The organism is Streptomyces sp. NPDC058646 (genome assembly GCF_042716875.1).
Classification (GTDB): domain Bacteria; phylum Actinomycetota; class Actinomycetes; order Streptomycetales; family Streptomycetaceae; genus Streptomyces.
Genome location: NZ_JBHXRK010000026.1, coordinates 1 through 17,037 on the forward strand (window position 1 = coordinate 1; position 17,037 = coordinate 17,037).

15 protein-coding genes, 1 tRNA gene and 3 pseudogenes are annotated in these 17,037 nt (G+C 70.2%); 11 read left to right on the forward strand and 8 right to left on the reverse strand.

The features are described from left to right. Together ACFWUZ_RS27475 and ACFWUZ_RS27480 are read left to right on the forward strand one after the other, a co-directional pair. Positions 1 to 387: pseudogene (locus ACFWUZ_RS27475) on the forward strand (iron-sulfur-binding reductase); the annotation flags it as partial. A 426-nt stretch (positions 388 to 813) separates the two neighbouring features. Further along, positions 814 to 1,710, forward strand: a complete 897-nt coding sequence (locus ACFWUZ_RS27480) for a Yip1 family protein (protein ID WP_384378337.1) — start codon at positions 814 to 816, stop codon at positions 1,708 to 1,710. An 84-nt stretch (positions 1,711 to 1,794) separates the two neighbouring features. Here the strand turns inward: ACFWUZ_RS27480 and ACFWUZ_RS27485 are convergent, their stop codons facing one another. Next, a complete protein-coding gene (locus ACFWUZ_RS27485; RefSeq protein WP_328926772.1) occupies positions 1,795 to 2,295 on the reverse strand; it encodes a phosphoribosyltransferase in 501 nt (166 codons plus the stop codon). Then, entirely contained in the window at positions 2,292 to 2,879 is a 588-nt protein-coding gene (dcd, locus tag ACFWUZ_RS27490) for a dCTP deaminase (protein WP_272259275.1), read from the reverse strand. The genes ACFWUZ_RS27485 and dcd overlap by 4 nt, the downstream gene beginning before the upstream one ends. Positions 2,880 to 3,349: 470 nt before the next feature. On the opposite strand from dcd, the gene ACFWUZ_RS27495 reads away from it, so the two are divergent. Together ACFWUZ_RS27495 and ACFWUZ_RS27500 are read left to right on the forward strand one after the other, a co-directional pair. Further along, positions 3,350 to 3,423, forward strand: a tRNA-Gly gene (locus tag ACFWUZ_RS27495). Positions 3,424 to 3,624: 201 nt separating this feature from the next. Then, positions 3,625 to 4,671, forward strand: coding sequence for a sigma-70 family RNA polymerase sigma factor (locus ACFWUZ_RS27500; RefSeq protein ID WP_384378342.1), 1,047 nt, complete (start codon positions 3,625 to 3,627; stop codon positions 4,669 to 4,671). A gap of 119 nt (positions 4,672 to 4,790) precedes the next feature. Here the strand turns inward: ACFWUZ_RS27500 and ACFWUZ_RS27505 are convergent, their stop codons facing one another. Both ACFWUZ_RS27505 and ACFWUZ_RS27510 read right to left on the reverse strand, forming a co-directional pair. Continuing rightward, positions 4,791 to 5,465, reverse strand: a complete 675-nt coding sequence (locus tag ACFWUZ_RS27505; RefSeq protein WP_384378345.1) for a DUF998 domain-containing protein — start codon at positions 5,463 to 5,465, stop codon at positions 4,791 to 4,793. A 468-nt stretch (positions 5,466 to 5,933) separates the two neighbouring features. Beyond that, a pseudogene (locus tag ACFWUZ_RS27510) lies at positions 5,934 to 6,233 on the reverse strand (sensor histidine kinase); the annotation flags it as partial. A gap of 197 nt (positions 6,234 to 6,430) precedes the next feature. On the opposite strand from ACFWUZ_RS27510, the gene ACFWUZ_RS27515 reads away from it, so the two are divergent. After that, positions 6,431 to 6,853: a DUF6223 family protein gene (locus ACFWUZ_RS27515; protein ID WP_384378349.1), complete on the forward strand. Its 423-nt coding sequence runs from the start codon at positions 6,431 to 6,433 to the stop codon at positions 6,851 to 6,853. A gap of 235 nt (positions 6,854 to 7,088) precedes the next feature. Here ACFWUZ_RS27515 and ACFWUZ_RS27520 read toward each other — a convergent pair whose 3' ends face one another. The 3 genes from ACFWUZ_RS27520 to ACFWUZ_RS27530 form a co-directional block, all read right to left on the reverse strand. Then, positions 7,089 to 8,729 carry an FAD-dependent oxidoreductase gene (locus tag ACFWUZ_RS27520; RefSeq protein WP_384378352.1) on the reverse strand — a complete coding sequence of 547 codons (1,641 nt, stop codon included), beginning with the start codon at positions 8,727 to 8,729 and terminating at the stop codon, positions 7,089 to 7,091. Positions 8,730 to 8,749: 20 nt separating this feature from the next. Next, a complete protein-coding gene (locus tag ACFWUZ_RS27525) occupies positions 8,750 to 10,267 on the reverse strand; it encodes an APC family permease (protein WP_384378355.1) in 1,518 nt (505 codons plus the stop codon). Positions 10,268 to 10,792: 525 nt separating this feature from the next. After that, entirely contained in the window at positions 10,793 to 11,392 is a 600-nt protein-coding gene (locus ACFWUZ_RS27530) for a CGNR zinc finger domain-containing protein (protein WP_384378358.1), read from the reverse strand. A gap of 87 nt (positions 11,393 to 11,479) precedes the next feature. On the opposite strand from ACFWUZ_RS27530, the gene ACFWUZ_RS27535 reads away from it, so the two are divergent. Beyond that, positions 11,480 to 12,280: an MBL fold metallo-hydrolase gene (locus tag ACFWUZ_RS27535; RefSeq protein WP_384378361.1), complete on the forward strand. Its 801-nt coding sequence runs from the start codon at positions 11,480 to 11,482 to the stop codon at positions 12,278 to 12,280. A 102-nt stretch (positions 12,281 to 12,382) separates the two neighbouring features. Here the strand turns inward: ACFWUZ_RS27535 and ACFWUZ_RS27540 are convergent, their stop codons facing one another. Next, positions 12,383 to 12,853, reverse strand: a complete 471-nt coding sequence (locus tag ACFWUZ_RS27540; protein ID WP_384378364.1) for an Lrp/AsnC family transcriptional regulator — start codon at positions 12,851 to 12,853, stop codon at positions 12,383 to 12,385. A gap of 95 nt (positions 12,854 to 12,948) precedes the next feature. On the opposite strand from ACFWUZ_RS27540, the gene ACFWUZ_RS27545 reads away from it, so the two are divergent. From ACFWUZ_RS27545 to ACFWUZ_RS27565, 5 genes and pseudogenes are all read left to right on the forward strand, one after another. Beyond that, positions 12,949 to 13,749, forward strand: coding sequence for an LLM class flavin-dependent oxidoreductase (locus tag ACFWUZ_RS27545; RefSeq protein WP_384378367.1), 801 nt, complete (start codon positions 12,949 to 12,951; stop codon positions 13,747 to 13,749). A gap of 474 nt (positions 13,750 to 14,223) precedes the next feature. Next, positions 14,224 to 14,427, forward strand: a complete 204-nt coding sequence (locus tag ACFWUZ_RS27550) for a cold-shock protein (protein ID WP_008734853.1) — start codon at positions 14,224 to 14,226, stop codon at positions 14,425 to 14,427. 317 nt (positions 14,428 to 14,744) lie between these two features. Next, a complete protein-coding gene (locus ACFWUZ_RS27555; protein ID WP_384378370.1) occupies positions 14,745 to 16,244 on the forward strand; it encodes a DEAD/DEAH box helicase in 1,500 nt (499 codons plus the stop codon). 46 nt (positions 16,245 to 16,290) lie between these two features. Beyond that, positions 16,291 to 16,695, forward strand: coding sequence for a CBS domain-containing protein (locus ACFWUZ_RS27560; RefSeq protein ID WP_384378373.1), 405 nt, complete (start codon positions 16,291 to 16,293; stop codon positions 16,693 to 16,695). 13 nt (positions 16,696 to 16,708) lie between these two features. Next, a pseudogene (locus tag ACFWUZ_RS27565) lies at positions 16,709 to 16,915 on the forward strand (SCO5918 family protein); the annotation flags it as partial. Positions 16,916 to 17,037: the final 122 nt, after the last annotated feature.

The following is a 17,037-nucleotide window of genomic DNA, read 5'->3' on the forward strand; positions in this document are numbered from 1 at the left end:
TGCCCGTTCTGCCTGGTCATGCTCACCGACTCGGTCAACGGCAAGAAGAACGACGGCCAGGCCAGGGAATCCGTCCAGGTCGTCGACGTCGCCCAGCTCCTCCTCGAATCCGTGAAGACCCCGGAGCCGGAGCCGGAGGCCGTGCCGGAGCCGGAGCCGGCGCCCGTCGCCGTGCCGGAGCCCGTGGCGGAGGCGGAGCCGAAGGCCGCCGAGCCGAAGGCCGAGCCCGTCGCGGAGCCGAATGCCGTCGCGGAGGCGGAGCCGAAGGCCGAGCCCGTCGCGGAGGCGAAGCCGAAGGCCGAGCCGGTCGCGAAGCCGGAGCCCGGCGCCGAGGCCGAGGCCGAGGCCGAGGCCGAGGCCGAGCCGAAGCCCGAGGAAGCCAAGTAGGACACGGGGCGCGCAGGCACCCGTAACGCCTGCGCCGCGCGGACCGCAGCGGCCGCTCCCCCACCCGGGGAGCGGCCGCTGCGGCGTGTCCGGGCCCGGCCGGGCCTCGGCGCGGTCAGCTTGCCGCCGAAGTCGTGGACCGTTCCGGACGGTCGGGTCCTTCAGGTCGATCGTGCCGAGCGCCTTGCCGTTCGGCAGGGAGATCTCCACGCGCTCGCCGCGCGGGCCGTCCACCAGCGTGGCGATCCGCCCATGGCAGGCTGCGAGGCATCGCAGAGTGCCCCGCAGCCAGGTGAACCGGACAAACCATCAGGGTGGGGGTGACCCCCCGGGGTACCCCTAGGGGATGTCACAGGTCAGCCGCAAAGGCGGCCGGTTCCGGCAGCCCGGCCACCCGGGCCCGCCGGACCAGGTACTTTCGATCACGTGGCTGGATTCAGGATCGGACGCGGCCGGGACAACAACCGCACCCCGCAACAACCTCCGCGGCAGCAGCCGTACGGTCAGCAGCAACCGCCGCCGTACGGCTCGCAGCCCTACCCGCCCGCCGGGACGCCCCCGCAGCAGCAGTGGCCCCAGCAGGGCGCTCCCGGGGGTCACGGCGAGCCCGAGTACTTCGACCCGTACGGACAGCAGCCGCAGGCGCAGCCTCCGTACGGCTCCGGGGGACCGGCGTACACGAACGACAACCCGGGGCACACCCAGGTCTTCGCGTTCGGCGAGGATCCGTACAGCCAGGGCGCGACGTACCAGGCGGGTGCGGCCGCGGCCGCTCCGGCCGGCCCCCGGCTGCCGTGGAAGGAGCTGCTCCGCGGCATCGTGACCAGCCCGGGGCAGACCTTCCTCCAGATGCGCGACTACGCCGTCTGGGGTCCGGCGCTGATCGTGACCTTCCTCTACGGGCTGCTCGCGGTCTTCGGCCTCGACGACGCCCGCGAGGACGTGATCAAGGCGACCCTGTCGCAGGCGGTCCCGATCGTCCTGTCGGCGGGCGTGGGCTTCGTCATCTGCGGCCTGGTCCTGGGCGCCGTCACGCACACGCTGGCCCGCCAGCTGGGCGGCGACGGCGCGTGGCAGCCGACCGTGGGCCTGTCGATGCTGGTCATGTCCGTCACGGACGCCCCGCGTCTGCTCTTCGCCATGTTCCTCGGCGGCGACAACATGGTCGTGCAGGTGCTCGGCTGGGCCACCTGGCTGGCCGCCGGAGCGCTCTTCACCTCGCTCATCAGCAAGTCGCACGACCTGCCCTGGCCGAAGGCCCTGGGCGCGTCCGCCATCCAGCTGGTCGCCCTGCTGTCGATCATCAAGCTCGGCACGCTGTGACCGCGGCCCGTACGTAGGCGAAGGGCCCGCCGCGCGGTCGATGCGCGGCGGGCCCTTCGTACGTACGGGGGCGCGTGCCCGGGATCAGGCGTCGAGGACCTGACCCTCCCGCTTCACGACGGGCGGCTCGACCGACCAGGGGAAGTTGATCCACTCGTCGGTCTTCTTCCACACGTACTCGCACTTCACGAGGGAGTGGGACTTCTCGTAGATGACCGCGGACCGCACCTCGGCGACGTGGCCGAGGCAGAAGTCGTGCACCAGCTTGAGCGTCTTGCCGGTGTCCGCGACGTCGTCGGCGATCAGCACCTTCTTGTCGGTGAAGTCGATCGCCTCGGGCACGGGCGCCAGCATGACCGGCATCTCCAGCGTGGTCCCGACACCCGTGTAGAACTCGACGTTCACGAGGTGGATGTTCTTGCAGTCGAGCGCGTAGGCCAGCCCGCCCGCGACGAAGACCCCGCCCCGCGCGATGCTCAGAATGATGTCGGGCTCGAAGCCGTCGTCGGCGATGGTCTGCGCGAGCTCGCGTACAGCCCGGCCGAATCCCTCGTAGTCGAGGTTCTCGCGTACTCCGTCACTCATGCTTCGTGCCTCACCTGGGTGCGGTGGAAATTCTGGAAGGAGCGCGAGGCGGTCGGCCCGCGCTGCCCCTGGTACCGGGATCCGTACCGCTCACTGCCGTACGGGAACTCCGCGGGCGAGCTGAGCCGGAACATGCACAGCTGCCCGATCTTCATGCCCGGCCACAGCTTGATCGGGAGCGTGGCGAGGTTCGACAGCTCCAGGGTCACGTGGCCCGAGAACCCGGGGTCGATGAACCCGGCGGTCGAATGCGTCACCAGCCCCAGGCGGCCCAGGCTGGACTTCCCCTCCAGCCTGGAGGCGATGTCGTCGGGCAGCGAGATGACCTCGTACGTCGAGGCCAGCACGAACTCCCCCGGATGCAGGATGAACGCCTCGTCCCCTTCGGGCTCGACCATCCGGGTCAGGTCGGACTGCTCGACCGCGGGATCGATGTGGGCGTAGCGGTGATTCTCGAACACCCGGAAGAACCGGTCGAGACGTACATCGATGCTGGAGGGCTGCACCATCGACTCCTCGAACGGGTCGATGCGAACCCGTCCGCTGTCGATCTCGGCCCGGATGTCTTTGTCAGAGAGAAGCACGTCCCGAGGATACGCAGAGCGCGCGGGCCACCCCCAATCGAGAGCGGCTGCCCGCGCGCCCGGCCCAGCCTCGGCCCCTGCCTACCGCTTCGCGCCGCCCACGGGCACGGCGTGCCTCAGCCGCGCGCACCGCGGACACCGCAGCAGCCGCCCGGGCCCGATCCGGCCGGCACCGAGGTGCTGCAGCGGGAAGGAGGCGGTACTGAAAACGTGCCCTTCGGCACAACGGACGACGGTGTGCTCCATCGAGTCCCTTTCCCCAACGAGCCGTACTGCGACGAATCGCCACATTAGGGGATGATCAGGACCCGCTCCAGCCGCCGCTCCGCACCCCATACGGTACGCCCCAACTCCCGCACCCACGCGCCGTGATGCGCGCCGCACACGAGGACGAGCCCGCGGAAATTCACCGGGGGTCGATCATGGGGTACAGTGGGCAGCAATACGGATCCGGGCAACTGGACCGCTGTGCGGATGTAGTTTAATGGTAGAACATGAGCTTCCCAAGCTTATAGCGCGGGTTCGATTCCCGTCATCCGCTCCATGACAAAGCCCCAGGTCATCGACCTGGGGCTTTTGTGTTGCCCCGAAACCATCAGCCTCCTGCCCGGCCATCAGCGCGATCTGAACCTTGATCACTGGCCCTGCACCCTGCTGGCCAGTAATTTCGTGCTACCGAGGACGTCGCTGGAACCACCCGGTCGGTGGTCTTGGATCCGGCGTACAACAGGGGGCGGAATCAAGGATGAAGGATGTCGTGGGCGACGCCGAGCGCGAGACGGCGGTCCGGCTGGAGGAGCACCGGGCAGAGTTGACCGGCTACTGCTACCGCATGCTGGGTTCGCTTTTCGAGGCGGAAGACGCCGTACAGGAGACGATGATCCGGGCGTGGCGGAACTTCGACCGGTTCGAGGAACGGTCGTCGCTGCGGACATGGGTCTACCGCATCGCCACCAACGCGTGCCTGGACGCACTCGCCGCCGGCAAGCGCCGGGCTCGCCCCATGGATCTCTCCGGCCCGACCAGCGGCGCCACTTCACCGGGCGCTCCGGTGGATGCCGCCCTGTGGATCGAACCGTGCCCGGGCCGTCCGGCATCCGCGACCGGTGATCCCGCAGAGGCAGCGGCAGCAGGTGAGACGGTGCGCCTGGCCTTTGTCGCCGCGCTGCAGTACCTGCCACCCAAGCAACGGGCGACTCTGCTCCTGCGGGACGTCCTCGCCTTCTCGGCCCGCGAGGTCGCCGACTTGCACGGATCCACCGTCGCCTCGGTCAACAGCGCACTGCAGCGTGCGCGCGCCACCCTGGCAGCCCGCCGCGAAGCGGCCGACGAAACGGCAGCCCCGCCATCCGACGCCGTCCAGCGGATGCTCGCCGAGCGGTACGCCGCCGCCTTCGCCGCCTTCGACATGGCGGAGCTGAGCATGCTGCTCCACGTGGATGCCACCCTGTCCCTGCCCCCGTACGCCCTGTGGATGCGGGGAGTCTCCGACATCCAGGCGTGGCTGACCGGGCCCGCGATCGGGTGCCGCGGATCACGCCTGATCCCGACGGTGGCCAATGACTCCCCCGCGTTCGGCCAGTACCGGCCCAGCGCCGGCGGAACGGGTTACGAGCCCTGGGCACTTCAGGTCATCGAGGTCTCCGGCGACCGCATCACCGGCATCAACGCCTTCCGTGACACCGAGCGTCTGTTCCCGCTCTTCGGCCTGCCTGCACACATAGGACCGGACTCCGGTTCCGATACCAGTGCTCCGAACACCTCCACGTCACTGGCCACACCCACCGGCTGAAGGACCCCACACGACGCGGTGGGAGCACACCGAGCGCGAGGGTGTCCGCATCTCCCGTCGCGACTGGGCGGATCGGGCCCATCGTCCTACTGCAGGGGCCAGCCGGCCACGCGGGCGAACTAGCGGTTCGCCGCCGGCGCCGCGGTGACCAGCCTGGCCGTCACCGCGGTCAGCCCTGCAAGGCCGAGCCCGGCTCCCATGGTGAAGGCGAGAACGGAGACGGAGGAACCCGCGAAGCCGGCGAGGATGCCCACGGGAACGAGGCGGGCGGCCACGGCCCAGCCGCGATGCCCCAGGGAACCGAGGCACCGTGCCAGTACGGGGAATGCGGCGCACAGCGCCAGGTAGCCCACCATGCCGCTGATCATGTGGACGGCGCCGTGCGCGCTGAGTGAGATGGCCTCGGGGGCGCCGACAGGGAACCCGGCCCCGGCGTCCGCGGGGAACACTGCGGCGGCCAGGAACGAGGCCCCGAACACGCCGACCAGGCGCGGGGCCCAGGCCCCACCCGGAACCCCGCGCAGCGCCCGGCGCAGGCCGACCGCTCCGGCGATGACCAGGGCGCCGGTGAGCAGGAAGTTCGCCACCTGGATCCACCCCAGATCGCCAAGGGCGAGCTGGCTGATCGCATTGCGGGTGAAGTCGAAGCCGTCGCGCGTGAGTCCCTGGACTACGCCCGTACCGAGGAACAGCGGGCCCGCCACGAGGCCGCCGGCCAGCAGGCGCCGCGTCACCGGCAGCGACACGGGAGTGGAGCGGACGGCGTTGGTGGGAGAGCTGAGCGTGTGGGCCATGACGTGCCTTCCTCGTTGGGGTGTTGCACGTTTGACCGGTGGTGGAAGACGAAGTGATCGGGTCAGCGTGCGTGACCTGAGACACACACGCCCGCACGGGCCGGTCAACCCACGGCGATCAGCGCACAGGGCTCCGGATGACCTCCGGCGCGGGAAAGCCATCGCAGCGAGCCGCTCGGGGATCGACACTTGCAGGTCAGACGGCATGTCGGCGCCCTCGGCGTCAGTGATTCCCAAGCTTGTAGCGCGGGTTCGAAGCCCGTCATCCGCTCCATGACAAAGCCCCAGGTCAGCGGCCTGGGGCTTCGTTGTTGTCTAGACCTCTCGACCTTCACCCTGCCCGCTGCGCCCACAAGTAAAGGGGCGTCGGGCGGCGCCGGGGCCCAACCGGTTCTTCAAGTGGCCGGCCCCCCATCGCACGCCGCTCTCGCGCGGTGGGTCGACCCTTTCGCCGACGCCCTCGTACATGCGGTGTCCCGCCCGCATGGCCGCGTACACCGCGAAGAGGAACGCGACGGCAGCCACGTCGAACCCGGCCGCCTGGTACCCCACCGCGCACAGCCCGGTGACGGCGAGGACGGCAACCGGAGCCCGGCGGCCCGCGGCCAGCGCCAGCCCGCCCGCCGCCAACAGCACGTAGCCGAACAGGCCCCGGCCCGTGGCGGAGTGATGCCCCGACAGACCGGTGACCAGCAGCGCCGCCGCCACGCCTGCGGCGATCATCCAGTCCCTGACACCGGCCCGAACGCGGAACCGTCCTTTGCCCATGTGCGCACCGTAGCCGGAGGCCGCCGCGGGCGAATCCCGCTCACGGACGAGCGGCCGACTACCACGCACGCAGTAGCTCGGCGACACCTGCCGCGTCCGTGGTGGCCCGAAGTGTCTGCGCCTGCTGGACGACCTGCCAGGGGCCCGGCCGACATGCTCGAACCACATCCAGTCGTGGGAAAAGAAGGAGCACCCTGATGTCCGCTCGTCGCCTGTTCGCCGCCTCCACGACCGCCCTGCTCGGCGGGATCGGTCTTGCCACACCAGCGGCAGCGCACGTCTCGGTCCAGCCGCTCGCCGCCGGTGTCACCGACTTCAGCCTCGGGCGGCTCGGCGCCACCACCGGTGGGCTGCTGGGGCTGGGCGCCGTGGTCGTCGCCGTGCTGACACTGACCCGGCCCGCCGGTCGTCTCGGCATGGCCCACCGGTCGCCCGGGGCCTCGGCGGCCGTGGTCGCGGGGCTGATCGCCATGGCTCTCGGCGGGCTGGTCGCGGCCACCGCCGACGGTGGGCTCGGCACCGGCAACGGGCTGGGCGGAGCCTACGTGGCCCTGCTGCTCGGGCTGACCGGCACTGCACTGGGCGGGCGAGCTCTGACCCGCTCCCGCCGTACCCGCTGACCACAGCGGATCCGTGGTGCCGCGGTCTCGCCCCGCGGGCGGTCGCGGCCCCGACGACACTCGGGCGGGTGTACCGGCGCACCGCGTAGGAACACGCGTAGGAACACAGTGACGGGACGGGGCCGTCTCCGGATGGACCGGAGGTGGCGACGTGCCGTCCGGCCCTGGAGGAACGCCGCAGGCCGCGGACACCGCCCCTCCACCGGGAGGTGGCGGAGTCCCCTGGTGGCGTCGGCTAGGTGAGTGCGGTGATGACCTCGCAAGCCGCGCGTTCGCCTTCGGTGGCGCCGCCTTCCATGAAGCCCTGGAAGTCGTAGCTGCAGTGCTCGCCGCCGATGTGGACGTTGCCCTGGGCGGTCCCTTCGTAGCGGGCGTAGCGGTGGAGGTAGCCGGTGGGCCAGTAGGAGTAGGCGCCGAGGGAGTAGGGGTTGCGGTGCCAGGCGGAGATCTGTGCGCGTCCGTTCCAGGCGTTCTTGGTGCCGGGGAAGAATGCGTCGATGCCGGTGAGCATGCGGGCGGCGAGGGTTCGTACGTAGGGGTCGGTCTCGGTGGCGAACGGGGTCGCGGGGCTGAGGGCGCCGGCGAGGGGGCCGCCCGCGTACTGGAGCAGGATGCCGCCGTTGCCGGGCTGGAGTTTGGTGGTGTCCCAGGTCTGCTGGACGTCGGAGTCGGTGAAGCAGTCGCCTGCGGAGACGCCGGGCCAGGGGCCGGCGCCGCGCCAGGGCCGGCTGGTGAACTGCATGTTGAGCTTGGTGCAGTAGCCCATGCGGGCATCGCGCAGGAGGTTCTTCATGAGGGGGTCGAATCCGGCTGCGGTGAGGTCGATGCGCTGGAGTACGGGCAAGGGCAGGCACAGGACGGTGTGGTCGGCGGTGACCGTGCGGGTGGTGCCGGACTCGTCGAAGGTGAGGGTCTGGGTCCCGTCGGCGTTGGCTCGGACGGCGGTGAGTTCGCGTCCCATCAGCAAGGAGCCCGCCGGCAGGGTCTGTGCGATGGCTTTGGGAAGTTGGTCGTTGCCGCCGGTGATGTGGTAGCGCTCGTTGGACAGGCCCCAGACGTTGAAGTGGCCGGGGTTGGGCTGGTAGCCCATGAGGAGGACCAGGGCGAGGGCGGACTGGTCGACGGTGTCTGCGCCGTACTCGACGTTGTAGGCGACGTCGATGAACTGGCCCAGGCGGGAGGTGTGGCCGCCGGGGACCCGGGTCTCGATCCACTGGTGGATGGACATGTTGTCCAGGGCGGTGCCAGTGGGGGTGGTCGTGTTCCAGGTGACCTCGCCGGCGTCCTGGAGGTCTCGGTGCAGGGCTTGGTAGACGGCCTTGAAGTCTTCGTCGGCCTGGGCGCGGGGGTAGTAGGCGCCGTCGAACCAGAGGACTTCTTCGGCTCCGTTGGGTCCGCCGCCCAGGAAGTCCTCGGTGGGCAGGTTGAAGCGACGGCACAGTTCGAGGATCTTCTTGTGGCTGGTGTCGATCAGCTCGCCGCCGATCTCGGAGGTCTGGCCGTAGGCCCAGTGGTCGCGCTGGGTCCACATGCGGCCGCCGACGCGTGTGGGGTCGGCCTCGTAGACGGTGCAGGCGATGCCTGCGTCCTTGAGGGTGAGGGCCGCAGTCAAACCGGAGATGCCGGCGCCGACGACGGCGACGCGGGGGTTGCCGACCGGCGGCTTCTTTCCGTCCGGTGCGGGTGCGGTCCCGGCCCGCGCGGGCCCGGCCGCGGAGGTCGCCAGGGCGGTGCCGAGGCCGAGGGCGGTGGCGCGCTCCAGTAGTGCGCGGCGGCTCAGGCCCCGTACGTCGGCGGCGGGCAGGGACAGCCTGCGGGCGGCGGCATGCTCGGCGACGAGTTGCCTCAGGGCGTGCATGACGGAGGTTCGGGCCATGGCGGGTGGCTCCTCGGGGGTCAGACGTTCACGGTGGAGGGGGAGGCGCTTTCGGTGCTGGGGCCGGTGCGTTCGGTGGCGTCTTCCAGGACGATCCGGCCGATGACCTCGTAGCGCTCGGGCGCTTTGAACTTGAGGTAGAGGCCGAGAGCCAGGCCGCCGAGGAAGACGGCGGCGACGATCCACGGGATGAGGGTGAAGACGAGGGAGTCGGCGGCGAGTCCGGCCGCGGTCTTCATGTTGATGACCAGCAGGACGACGACGGCGCTCATCGCGATCCCGCCGAGCAGGGGGGCGGTGAACGTCTTGAACCAGTGCCGGTCCTCGGTGTGGTTCTTGCGGAAGTAGCCGATCACGGCGAAGGAGCAGAGGGTCTGGACGATCAGGATCGCCATCGTGCCGAGGATCGCGAGCAGGGTGTAGAGGTGGATGTAGGGGTCCTGGCCGGTGAGCCAGAACGCGGCGACGAGGCCGATCGCGATGGCGCTCTGCACGAGGGAGGCGATGTACGGGGATCCGTGCCGGATGTGGGTGCGTCCGAGCGCGGGGTGGAGGAAGCCTTCGCGGCCGATGGCGTAGAGGTATCGGGCGGCGCACTGGTGGAAGGCCATGCCACAGGCGAAGGAGCCGGTGAGGAGCAGCCACTGGAAGGAGTCGACGGCCCAGGAGCCGATGAACTGCTGCGTGGGGGCGAAGAAGAGGTCCAGGGGGCTGGCGGAGGCGGACAGCTCGACGGACTGGGACAGGCCGTTGCCGGCGATGGTCATCCAGGAGACGAAGATGTAGAAGAGGCCGACGCCGACGACCGAGATCAGAGTGGCCTTCGGGATCACCCGCTTGGGGTCGCGGGACTCCTCCCCGTACATGGCGGTCGATTCGAAGCCGACCCAGGACCAGAAGGCGAAGAAGAGACCGAGACCGGCGGAGGCGCCGGTGAAGGCGTTCTTCGGGTTGACCGGTTCCAGCGGGATGCCGTCCGGGCCGCCGCCCGCGAACAGCACCGCGATCGCGACGGCGAACAGGACGGCTATCTCCCCGACCAGCATCGCACCCAGCGCCTTGGCGGTGAGGTTGATGTCGAAGTGCGCCAAGCCGGCGGTGACGCCCAACATGACGGCCGCGTACAGGATCCAGGGGAGATCGACGCCGAGTTGGTCGTGCACGGTCGTCTTGGCGAAGTAGGAGAACACGCCGACGATCGACGCCTCGAAGACGATGTAAGCGAGGACGGCAAGCATCCCGGAGGCCATCCCCGCGATCCGGCCCAGGCCGTGTGAGATGTATCCGTAGAACGCCCCGGCCGCGGTGATCCGCTTGGCCATGGCGACGTAGCCGACGGCGAAGACCGTCAGGACGACGGTGGCGAAGAGGTAGCCGGCCGGGGCCCCGATGCCGTTGCCGAAGCCGACGGCGATCGGCAGGTTTCCGGTCATCGCCGTGATCGGCGCGGCGGTGGCCACGGCCATGAACACCACCCCGACCAAGCCGACCGAGTTGGCCTTGAGCCGGTTGACTTCACCGCTGGGACTGTGGGACATGGACGTCCTCTCAACGCTGGTGGCAGGGGAGCCTGTGGGAAGGCGGCCACTCTGCTACCGCGTGACCCAGGCCACAATCGACAGAGAGAATGCCAATCACGCTGCAAAGAAGACGAGTTGTCGGCCCCTGCGGTGAGGGAAACGCATGTGTGACCGCCAGGTGATGTCCATGGGGAGCTGCGACCGCTACCGCACAAGGAGGCGCGGCCGGCGCGACGCTGCGGAACGCAGCGAGCGAATCAGTTGCTGAAGCGGCCGGTTCCGGCCCCGGCGCACGTCGCAGTGGATCCTGGCGCCGGTGTGCTCCGCCATCGAACGTGACCGCGGCCGCACAGGGCCCGGAGCCGAGGGCCGTGGCCGGCGAGGGCACTGCCCTCGCCGTTCGAGGATCAGGCTTCGAGCGCCGATCCGTCCGTGCGGCGGCAGACGGGGCGGCCGTTCACGCTCGCCGTCGCCTCGAAGTGGCAGTGGAGAGTGTCCATGACGTCGGCAGCCACCCCGGCGTGCAGCGGGCCTCGAGGTTCGTCAATCTGCTTTCGGCTGGGCGCGCCTGGCGTAGGCCCGGGCAGCGCGGGCGCGGTCGCCGCAGCGGGTGGAGCACCAATGGCGGCGGCCGTGGCGCAGCAGGTAGCGGTTGCAGGGGGCGGAACCGCAGCCGGTGAGCCGGCCGGCGTCGGGGCCGGTGAGGAGGTCCGCAGTGTCGGCTGCGAGCGTCGCGAGAGCGCGGTGGAGGACGTGGTCGGTGGGGCACGGCGCCGCACGGTAAGGGCCGGTCGTCTCGTCCCATCGCAGCAGGGCGGCTGTGGGGGCTCCGCTCAGCGCGTCGTTGACAGCGGACAGTGCCGCGGGCGGGGCGGGCAGCCCGGCGACGCGAGCGGCGAACAACGCCCTGAGGTGTTCGCGCAGGGAGCGCAGTTGTGCAGCGCACGTCTCCTGCACCCCGGCATCGGCCGGCGCAAGGCCGTGGTCGGCGAGCCACCGGTTCGCGGCCTCGGGGGTGCCGAGGAGGTCGATGACGTGGCCGCCGGGCAGCGCGACGGCGCTGTTGGCGAAGTCGAGGGCGAGGAAGTCCGCTGCCCCCGGAGCGGGCGGTGGCATGGTGTCGACGGTCAGGGTCTCGCTCATACCTGTCATGGTACGGCTTGCCTTCATCCATGAGACACGACTACTGTTCCTCACGGATCAACCGATACTCATCCGTGAGGTTTCTTGATGACTGTCAGCAGCACGACGATCGACACGACGATCGAGCAGATCCCCATCCGCGTCCTCGGCGGCCCGACCGCCCTTTTCGAATACGGTGGCCTGCGCTTCCTGACCGACCCGACGTTCGACGCACCCCGCGACTACGACGTGCCGGGCGGCAGGCTGACGAAGACGGCGCCCGCCTCCGCTGCGCCGGCAGCCCTCGGCCGTATCGACGTGGTCCTGCTCTCCCACGACGAGCACCCCGACAACCTCGACGTCTCCGGCCGCGCATTGCTTGCCGACGTCCCGCTGACCCTGACCACGCCCGGCGGCGGACAGCGCCTGGGGGCGAGGGCCAGGGGACTGGCTGACTGGGAGTCGGTCGACCTCGACCGCCCTGACGGAGGCACGGTCACCGTGACGGGTGTGCCCGCCCTCCACGGTCCCGGGGCCCGCGCGGAGGTCGAACCGGTCACCGGCCAGGTCGTCGGATTCGTGCTGACGGGAGCGGAACTGCCGACGGTCTACGTCAGCGGTGACAACGCCTCGCTCGACCTCGTGACGGAGATCGCCGAACGCTTCGGCCCTGTGGACACCGCCATCCTGTTCGCCGGGGCTCCTCGCTTCTCCGTCCTCTTCGACGGCGCGCCGCTCGTCCTGGACAGCGCGCAGGCCGCCGAGGCCGCCAAGATCCTCGGCGTCCGCCGGGTGGTTCCCGTCCACTACGACAGCTGGGCCCACTTCACCGAGGGCCGAGACGAACTGGCAGCTGCCTTCGCCGGCGCCGGGCTGATTGACCGCCTGGACCTGGGCAACCCGGGCTGAGCGGGCAGGGGCGTGGCCGGCGATGGAGTGCAGGACGGACGAGCGGTCTCTCCGGGGGCTGCTCGGCTGACCCCCGCTGTGGCGTCCGCGCCAGATCCGCGCCTACCTGACGGGTTCGGCCCGAGGGACTTGCGGGCCGCGAAAGGGGAGCGGCCGGCTGAGGACGAGGTTGGTGGTCGTGCTCCCGAACTGGGCCAGCTCGTCGACGATCTCCTCCAGCTGGGCCATCGACGTGGCCGCCACCTTGAGGACATAGCAGTCGTCACCGGTGGTGCGCAGGCACTCGAGAATCTCCGAACGCTCGTCGAGCAGTCGGCGCAGCGGTTCGTGCCGGGTTCCCGGCCCCGGATATTTCAGCCGAATCACCGCGAGCACCGCGTGCCCGGTCCTCTCCAGGTCCACCTCCGCCCGGTACCCCGTGATCACCTCGGCCGCTTCCAGCCGCCGCACCCGCTCCTTCGTCGCCGACGCGCTCAGGTTCACCCGCCGTGCCAGCTCCGTGAACGCGATCCGGCCTTCTTGTTGGAGTTCCGTCAGGATCGCCCAGTCGGTCGCGTCGAGACTCTCGGTCATCCGCCCAAAATACCGGCGAATCCACGGGCGAACCCCTTCCGAACAGGCCGGAATCGCTTCTGACGGCCCGGGCGGCCTGGCTAAGCTCGACCCCCGTGAAGATCGGAGTCAACGTCCTCAATTTCGGCCCCGGTACCGACCCGGGAGTCCTTCGAAGCTGGGCCCAGACCGTCGAGGGGCTGGGCTTCGACCTGCTGATGGTCTCGGACCACGTGGCCGTCACGCCCGACGTGGCCGAGAGCTATCCGGCACCCTTCTACGAACCCTTCACCACCTTGTCCTGGCTGGCCGGCCTCACCACCCGGATCCGGCTCGGCACGACGGTCCTCATCGCTCCCTACCGCCATCCGCTGCTCACCGCCCGGATGGCGGCCAACCTGAACGAGCTGAGCGGCGGCCGGCTGGTCCTCGGCGTGGGGGTGGGCTGGGCACGGCAGGAGTTCGCCGCCCTCGGCATCCCGTTCGAACGCCGTGGACGACTGACCGACGACCATCTACGGGACATGCGGGCGGCCTGGGCGGACACCGCCTCCTACGGCAACCGGAAGATCCCGGTGTGGGTCGGCGGCAACAGCGACGCGGGACTGCGGCGGGCCGTGCGGCTCGGGGACGCATGGCACCCGCTGCGCCCCACCCTGCCGTGGCTGCGCGAAGCCGCCGTCAGGCTGACGACGGGTGGTGTTCGCGCTCTCCAACGAACAGCTCCTGGACATCAGGCCGGGCAGCGGCAGGCCGCCCGTGCCGCAGGACGGTCCCGCGATGTTCGACGGGGTGCGGGTCGTGGTCGAGCCGTATTACCGCTGACCTCGCCACACGCTGGGTCACCCGCCACCACCCCGATCGCCCCGGCAGTCCCTGGTTCTGCGGCGGAAGCCCCGGCGTGTGCCGCCCGCTGACCTCCGGAACCGCCTTTCCGAGACCCGACGCCCGTGCAGCGCCTCGGCGGCCTCGATGAAGCGTTCCCCCGAGCCTTGCCGGCCGATGCCGACCGTCAGGGCTTCCTCCGCGGCCGACTCGGCCGCGGCACCCTCGCCGCCGCATCCTGGAGCCGGGCAGCGAGCACGTACAAACGCTGCGCCCGGGGCGAATCAATATCTGTCACCGCGGCCTAAGAATTTAATGGATCCAGCCGGGAGAGTTTCTACCGCAACACAACGGGCGGAAACATTCATCGCACACAAGCCGCTGCTGCATGCTACTGTCGATCTCGGTTGCAGTTTTGGTACCCAAGACTTCAAGCACCTCCAGCCGGACTTCGTGCGGCGTGGGAGTGCTTAGTATTTCCGGTCATTTCCGGGCGGGGCATCATCGCGGCGACACGGCGTCCGTACAGTTCGGACGCTGCTGCATTGCCTCAAAGGAGATATGACATGGCTGCTGGTACCGTCAAGTGGTTCAACGCGGAAAAGGGCTTCGGCTTCATCGAGCAGGACGGTGGCGGCGCTGACGTGTTCGCCCACTACTCGAACATCGCCGCCCAGGGTTTCCGCGAGCTGAACGAGGGCCAGAAGGTCACCTTCGACATCGCGCAGGGCCAGAAGGGCCCGACGGCCGAGAACATCGTTCCCGCCTGACGCTGACACGCATTCTGCAGCTGGGGCCCGCATCCCTCGGGGTGCGGGCCCCAGCTGCATGCATTTCCCGCGGTGTGTTCACCCGCGGTATTGAGCATTGAGATATCCGGCGACCGGCCCTCTCGGGGCTGGACCCGAGTCAATTGCTTTGATTGTCGCGTCCGCATGACGTCACCCTGTTTCAGCGTCTGAGCCCGTACAGATTTCCTGTCCGCCAGATCCGCTTCGCATTCAATTCGGCCCGTTCTCGCAATTCCCTGCGCCGCTCCTACGCTGCGGGAATTCCTTGATACGTGCCACATCAAGGAAGGTTCCGCATGAATCCCATACGTACGAACGACCGCTCCTCCCGCACCCGCAGCCGCTTCGGCCCTTCGACTCCGAGCCGCTCGGGAGCCCCGAGCCGTTCCGGAGCCCCGAGCCGTTCCGGAGCCCCGAGCCGCTCGGGCGGATACGGCCGCCGGCCCTCCGCGATCCAGGGCGAGTTCGCCCTGCCGAAGACGATCACTCCCGCGCTCCCCGCCGTCGAGGCCTTCGCCGACCTCGACATGCCGGCCCCGCTGCTCACCGCGCTCAGTCGCGAGGGCATGGCCACGCCGTTCCCGATCCAGGCGGCCACCCTGCCCAACACCCTCGCGGGCCGTGACGTCCTCGGCCGCGGCCGCACCGGCTCCGGAAAGACTCTGGCCTTCGGCATGGCGCTGCTGGCCCGTACGGCCGGCCAGAGCGCCGAGTCGGGTCAGCCGCTCGCGCTGATCCTCGTACCGACGCGTGAGCTCGCCCAGCAGGTCACGGCCGCGCTCACCCCCTACGCCCGGGCGGTCAAGCTGCGCCTGGCCACCGTGGTCGGCGGCATGCCCATCCACCGGCAGGCCGGTGCGCTGCGCGCCGGGGCCGAAGTGGTCGTCGCCACGCCCGGCCGGCTGAAGGACCTCATCGACCGTGGGGACTGCCGTCTGAACCAGGTCGCCATCACCGTCCTCGACGAAGCCGACCAGATGGCCGACATGGGCTTCATGCCCCAGGTCACCGCCCTCCTCGACCAGGTGCGCCCCGAAGGCCAGCGGATGCTGTTCTCCGCCACCCTGGACCGCAACGTCGACCTGCTGGTGCGTCGCTACCTGACCGACCCGGTCGTGCACTCGGTGGACCCCTCGGCCGGTGCGGTGACGACGATGGAGCACCACGTCCTGCACGTCCACGGCGCCGACAAGCACGCCACGACGACGGAGATCGCGGCGCGCGAGGGCCGGGTGATCATGTTCCTGGACACCAAGCACGCCGTCGACCGGCTGACCCAGGACCTGCTGAACAGCGGCGTACGGGCCGCCGCCCTGCACGGCGGCAAGTCCCAGCCGCAGCGCACCCGCACCCTCGCCCAGTTCAAGACCGGTCACGTGACCGTGCTGGTCGCCACCAACGTGGCGGCGCGCGGCATCCACGTCGACAACCTCGACCTCGTCGTCAACGTCGACCCGCCGACCGACCCGAAGGACTACCTGCACCGGGGCGGCCGTACCGCCCGCGCCGGCGAGTCCGGCAGCGTCGTCACCCTGGTCACCCCCAACCAGCGCCGCGAGATGGCACGCCTCATGCAGGCCGCGGGCATCACCCCGCAGACCACTCAGGTCCGCTCGGGCGACGAGGCCCTGAACCGCATCACCGGCGCCCAGGCACCCTCCGGCATCCCGGTCACCATCACCGCACCGGTGTCCGAGCGGCCCAAGCGCAGCACGGCCTCCCGCGGTCGCCGCGGGCCCGCCTCGGCTGCCCGGCGCGCGAGCGCGCGGCAGTCCGCCTTCGATGCGGCGGCCTGAGAACAACGTGATCCGGAAACTGACCCACCTCTGCAGGAGGCACATAGTGACGCTGGTTCAGATGCAGTCCCGCTCCGCGCATGCCGACCTCGTCCACCGGACGGTGGACGACGCCATGGAAGCGGCGGGTCCGCAGGTATGCGACGACATGACCGTCGAGGTGGCCCTGGCCGTCATCGCCAGCTCCCGCACGGACCATCTGCTCGTCTGTGACGACGACGGCCTCTGCACCGGGCTCGTCACCCGGGACCGGCTCATCTCCCTCCGCGACAGCGCCGCGTACACCGACCGGGTCCGCCTGCGCGATGTCCTCGGCGACCGCGGGCCGTTCACCTCCCCCATGACCACGATGGCCGAGGCCGAGCACGCGATGCACTACGGCAGGCTCACCGCCCTGCCCGTCGTCGACGAGCACGGAAGCGCCCTGGGCGTCCTCGCCCTCGCCCGCTGAACCGCCTCACCGTGGCCGCCGCACCTACCCCGTCAAGCAGGTCGGTCAGCTCATCACCCGCCAGGACCGCCGAGGCTTCAGCGTCGGCGAAGTCCTCCGGGCCATGACCCGGCTCGGCTTCACCTGCCGCGGCGGCCTTCCCCCCACAGCCGTGGCCGCGCACGTGCTCGGCCCCCTCCAGCGGGCCTCCGCGATGCTCGGCACCCCCGTGACCGCCTGACCGGTCGGCCGGCACGTGCCGCTCCCCGGCCGCGGCGCAGGGCAACCGCGCTTCGGCCTCCGGTCGGCCGAGGACACGGGTGAGGGCGGTGGGCAGGGCGTGGGGCGTTCGAGGGACGCCGG

Coding starts and splice junctions, on each gene's coding strand:
- ACFWUZ_RS27485 (WP_328926772.1), bottom strand. CDS start 2,295: ATGAGTGACGGAGTACGCGAGAACCTCGACTACGAGGGATTCGGCCGG.
- ACFWUZ_RS27500 (WP_384378342.1), top strand. CDS start 3,625: ATGAAGGATGTCGTGGGCGACGCCGAGCGCGAGACGGCGGTCCGGCTG.
- ACFWUZ_RS27505 (WP_384378345.1), bottom strand. CDS start 5,465: ATGGCCCACACGCTCAGCTCTCCCACCAACGCCGTCCGCTCCACTCCC.
- ACFWUZ_RS27515 (WP_384378349.1), top strand. CDS start 6,431: ATGTCCGCTCGTCGCCTGTTCGCCGCCTCCACGACCGCCCTGCTCGGC.
- ACFWUZ_RS27520 (WP_384378352.1), bottom strand. CDS start 8,729: ATGGCCCGAACCTCCGTCATGCACGCCCTGAGGCAACTCGTCGCCGAG.
- ACFWUZ_RS27525 (WP_384378355.1), bottom strand. CDS start 10,267: ATGTCCCACAGTCCCAGCGGTGAAGTCAACCGGCTCAAGGCCAACTCG.
- ACFWUZ_RS27530 (WP_384378358.1), bottom strand. CDS start 11,392: ATGAGCGAGACCCTGACCGTCGACACCATGCCACCGCCCGCTCCGGGG.
- ACFWUZ_RS27535 (WP_384378361.1), top strand. CDS start 11,480: ATGACTGTCAGCAGCACGACGATCGACACGACGATCGAGCAGATCCCC.
- ACFWUZ_RS27540 (WP_384378364.1), bottom strand. CDS start 12,853: ATGACCGAGAGTCTCGACGCGACCGACTGGGCGATCCTGACGGAACTC.
- ACFWUZ_RS27550 (WP_008734853.1), top strand. CDS start 14,224: ATGGCTGCTGGTACCGTCAAGTGGTTCAACGCGGAAAAGGGCTTCGGC.
- ACFWUZ_RS27555 (WP_384378370.1), top strand. CDS start 14,745: ATGAATCCCATACGTACGAACGACCGCTCCTCCCGCACCCGCAGCCGC.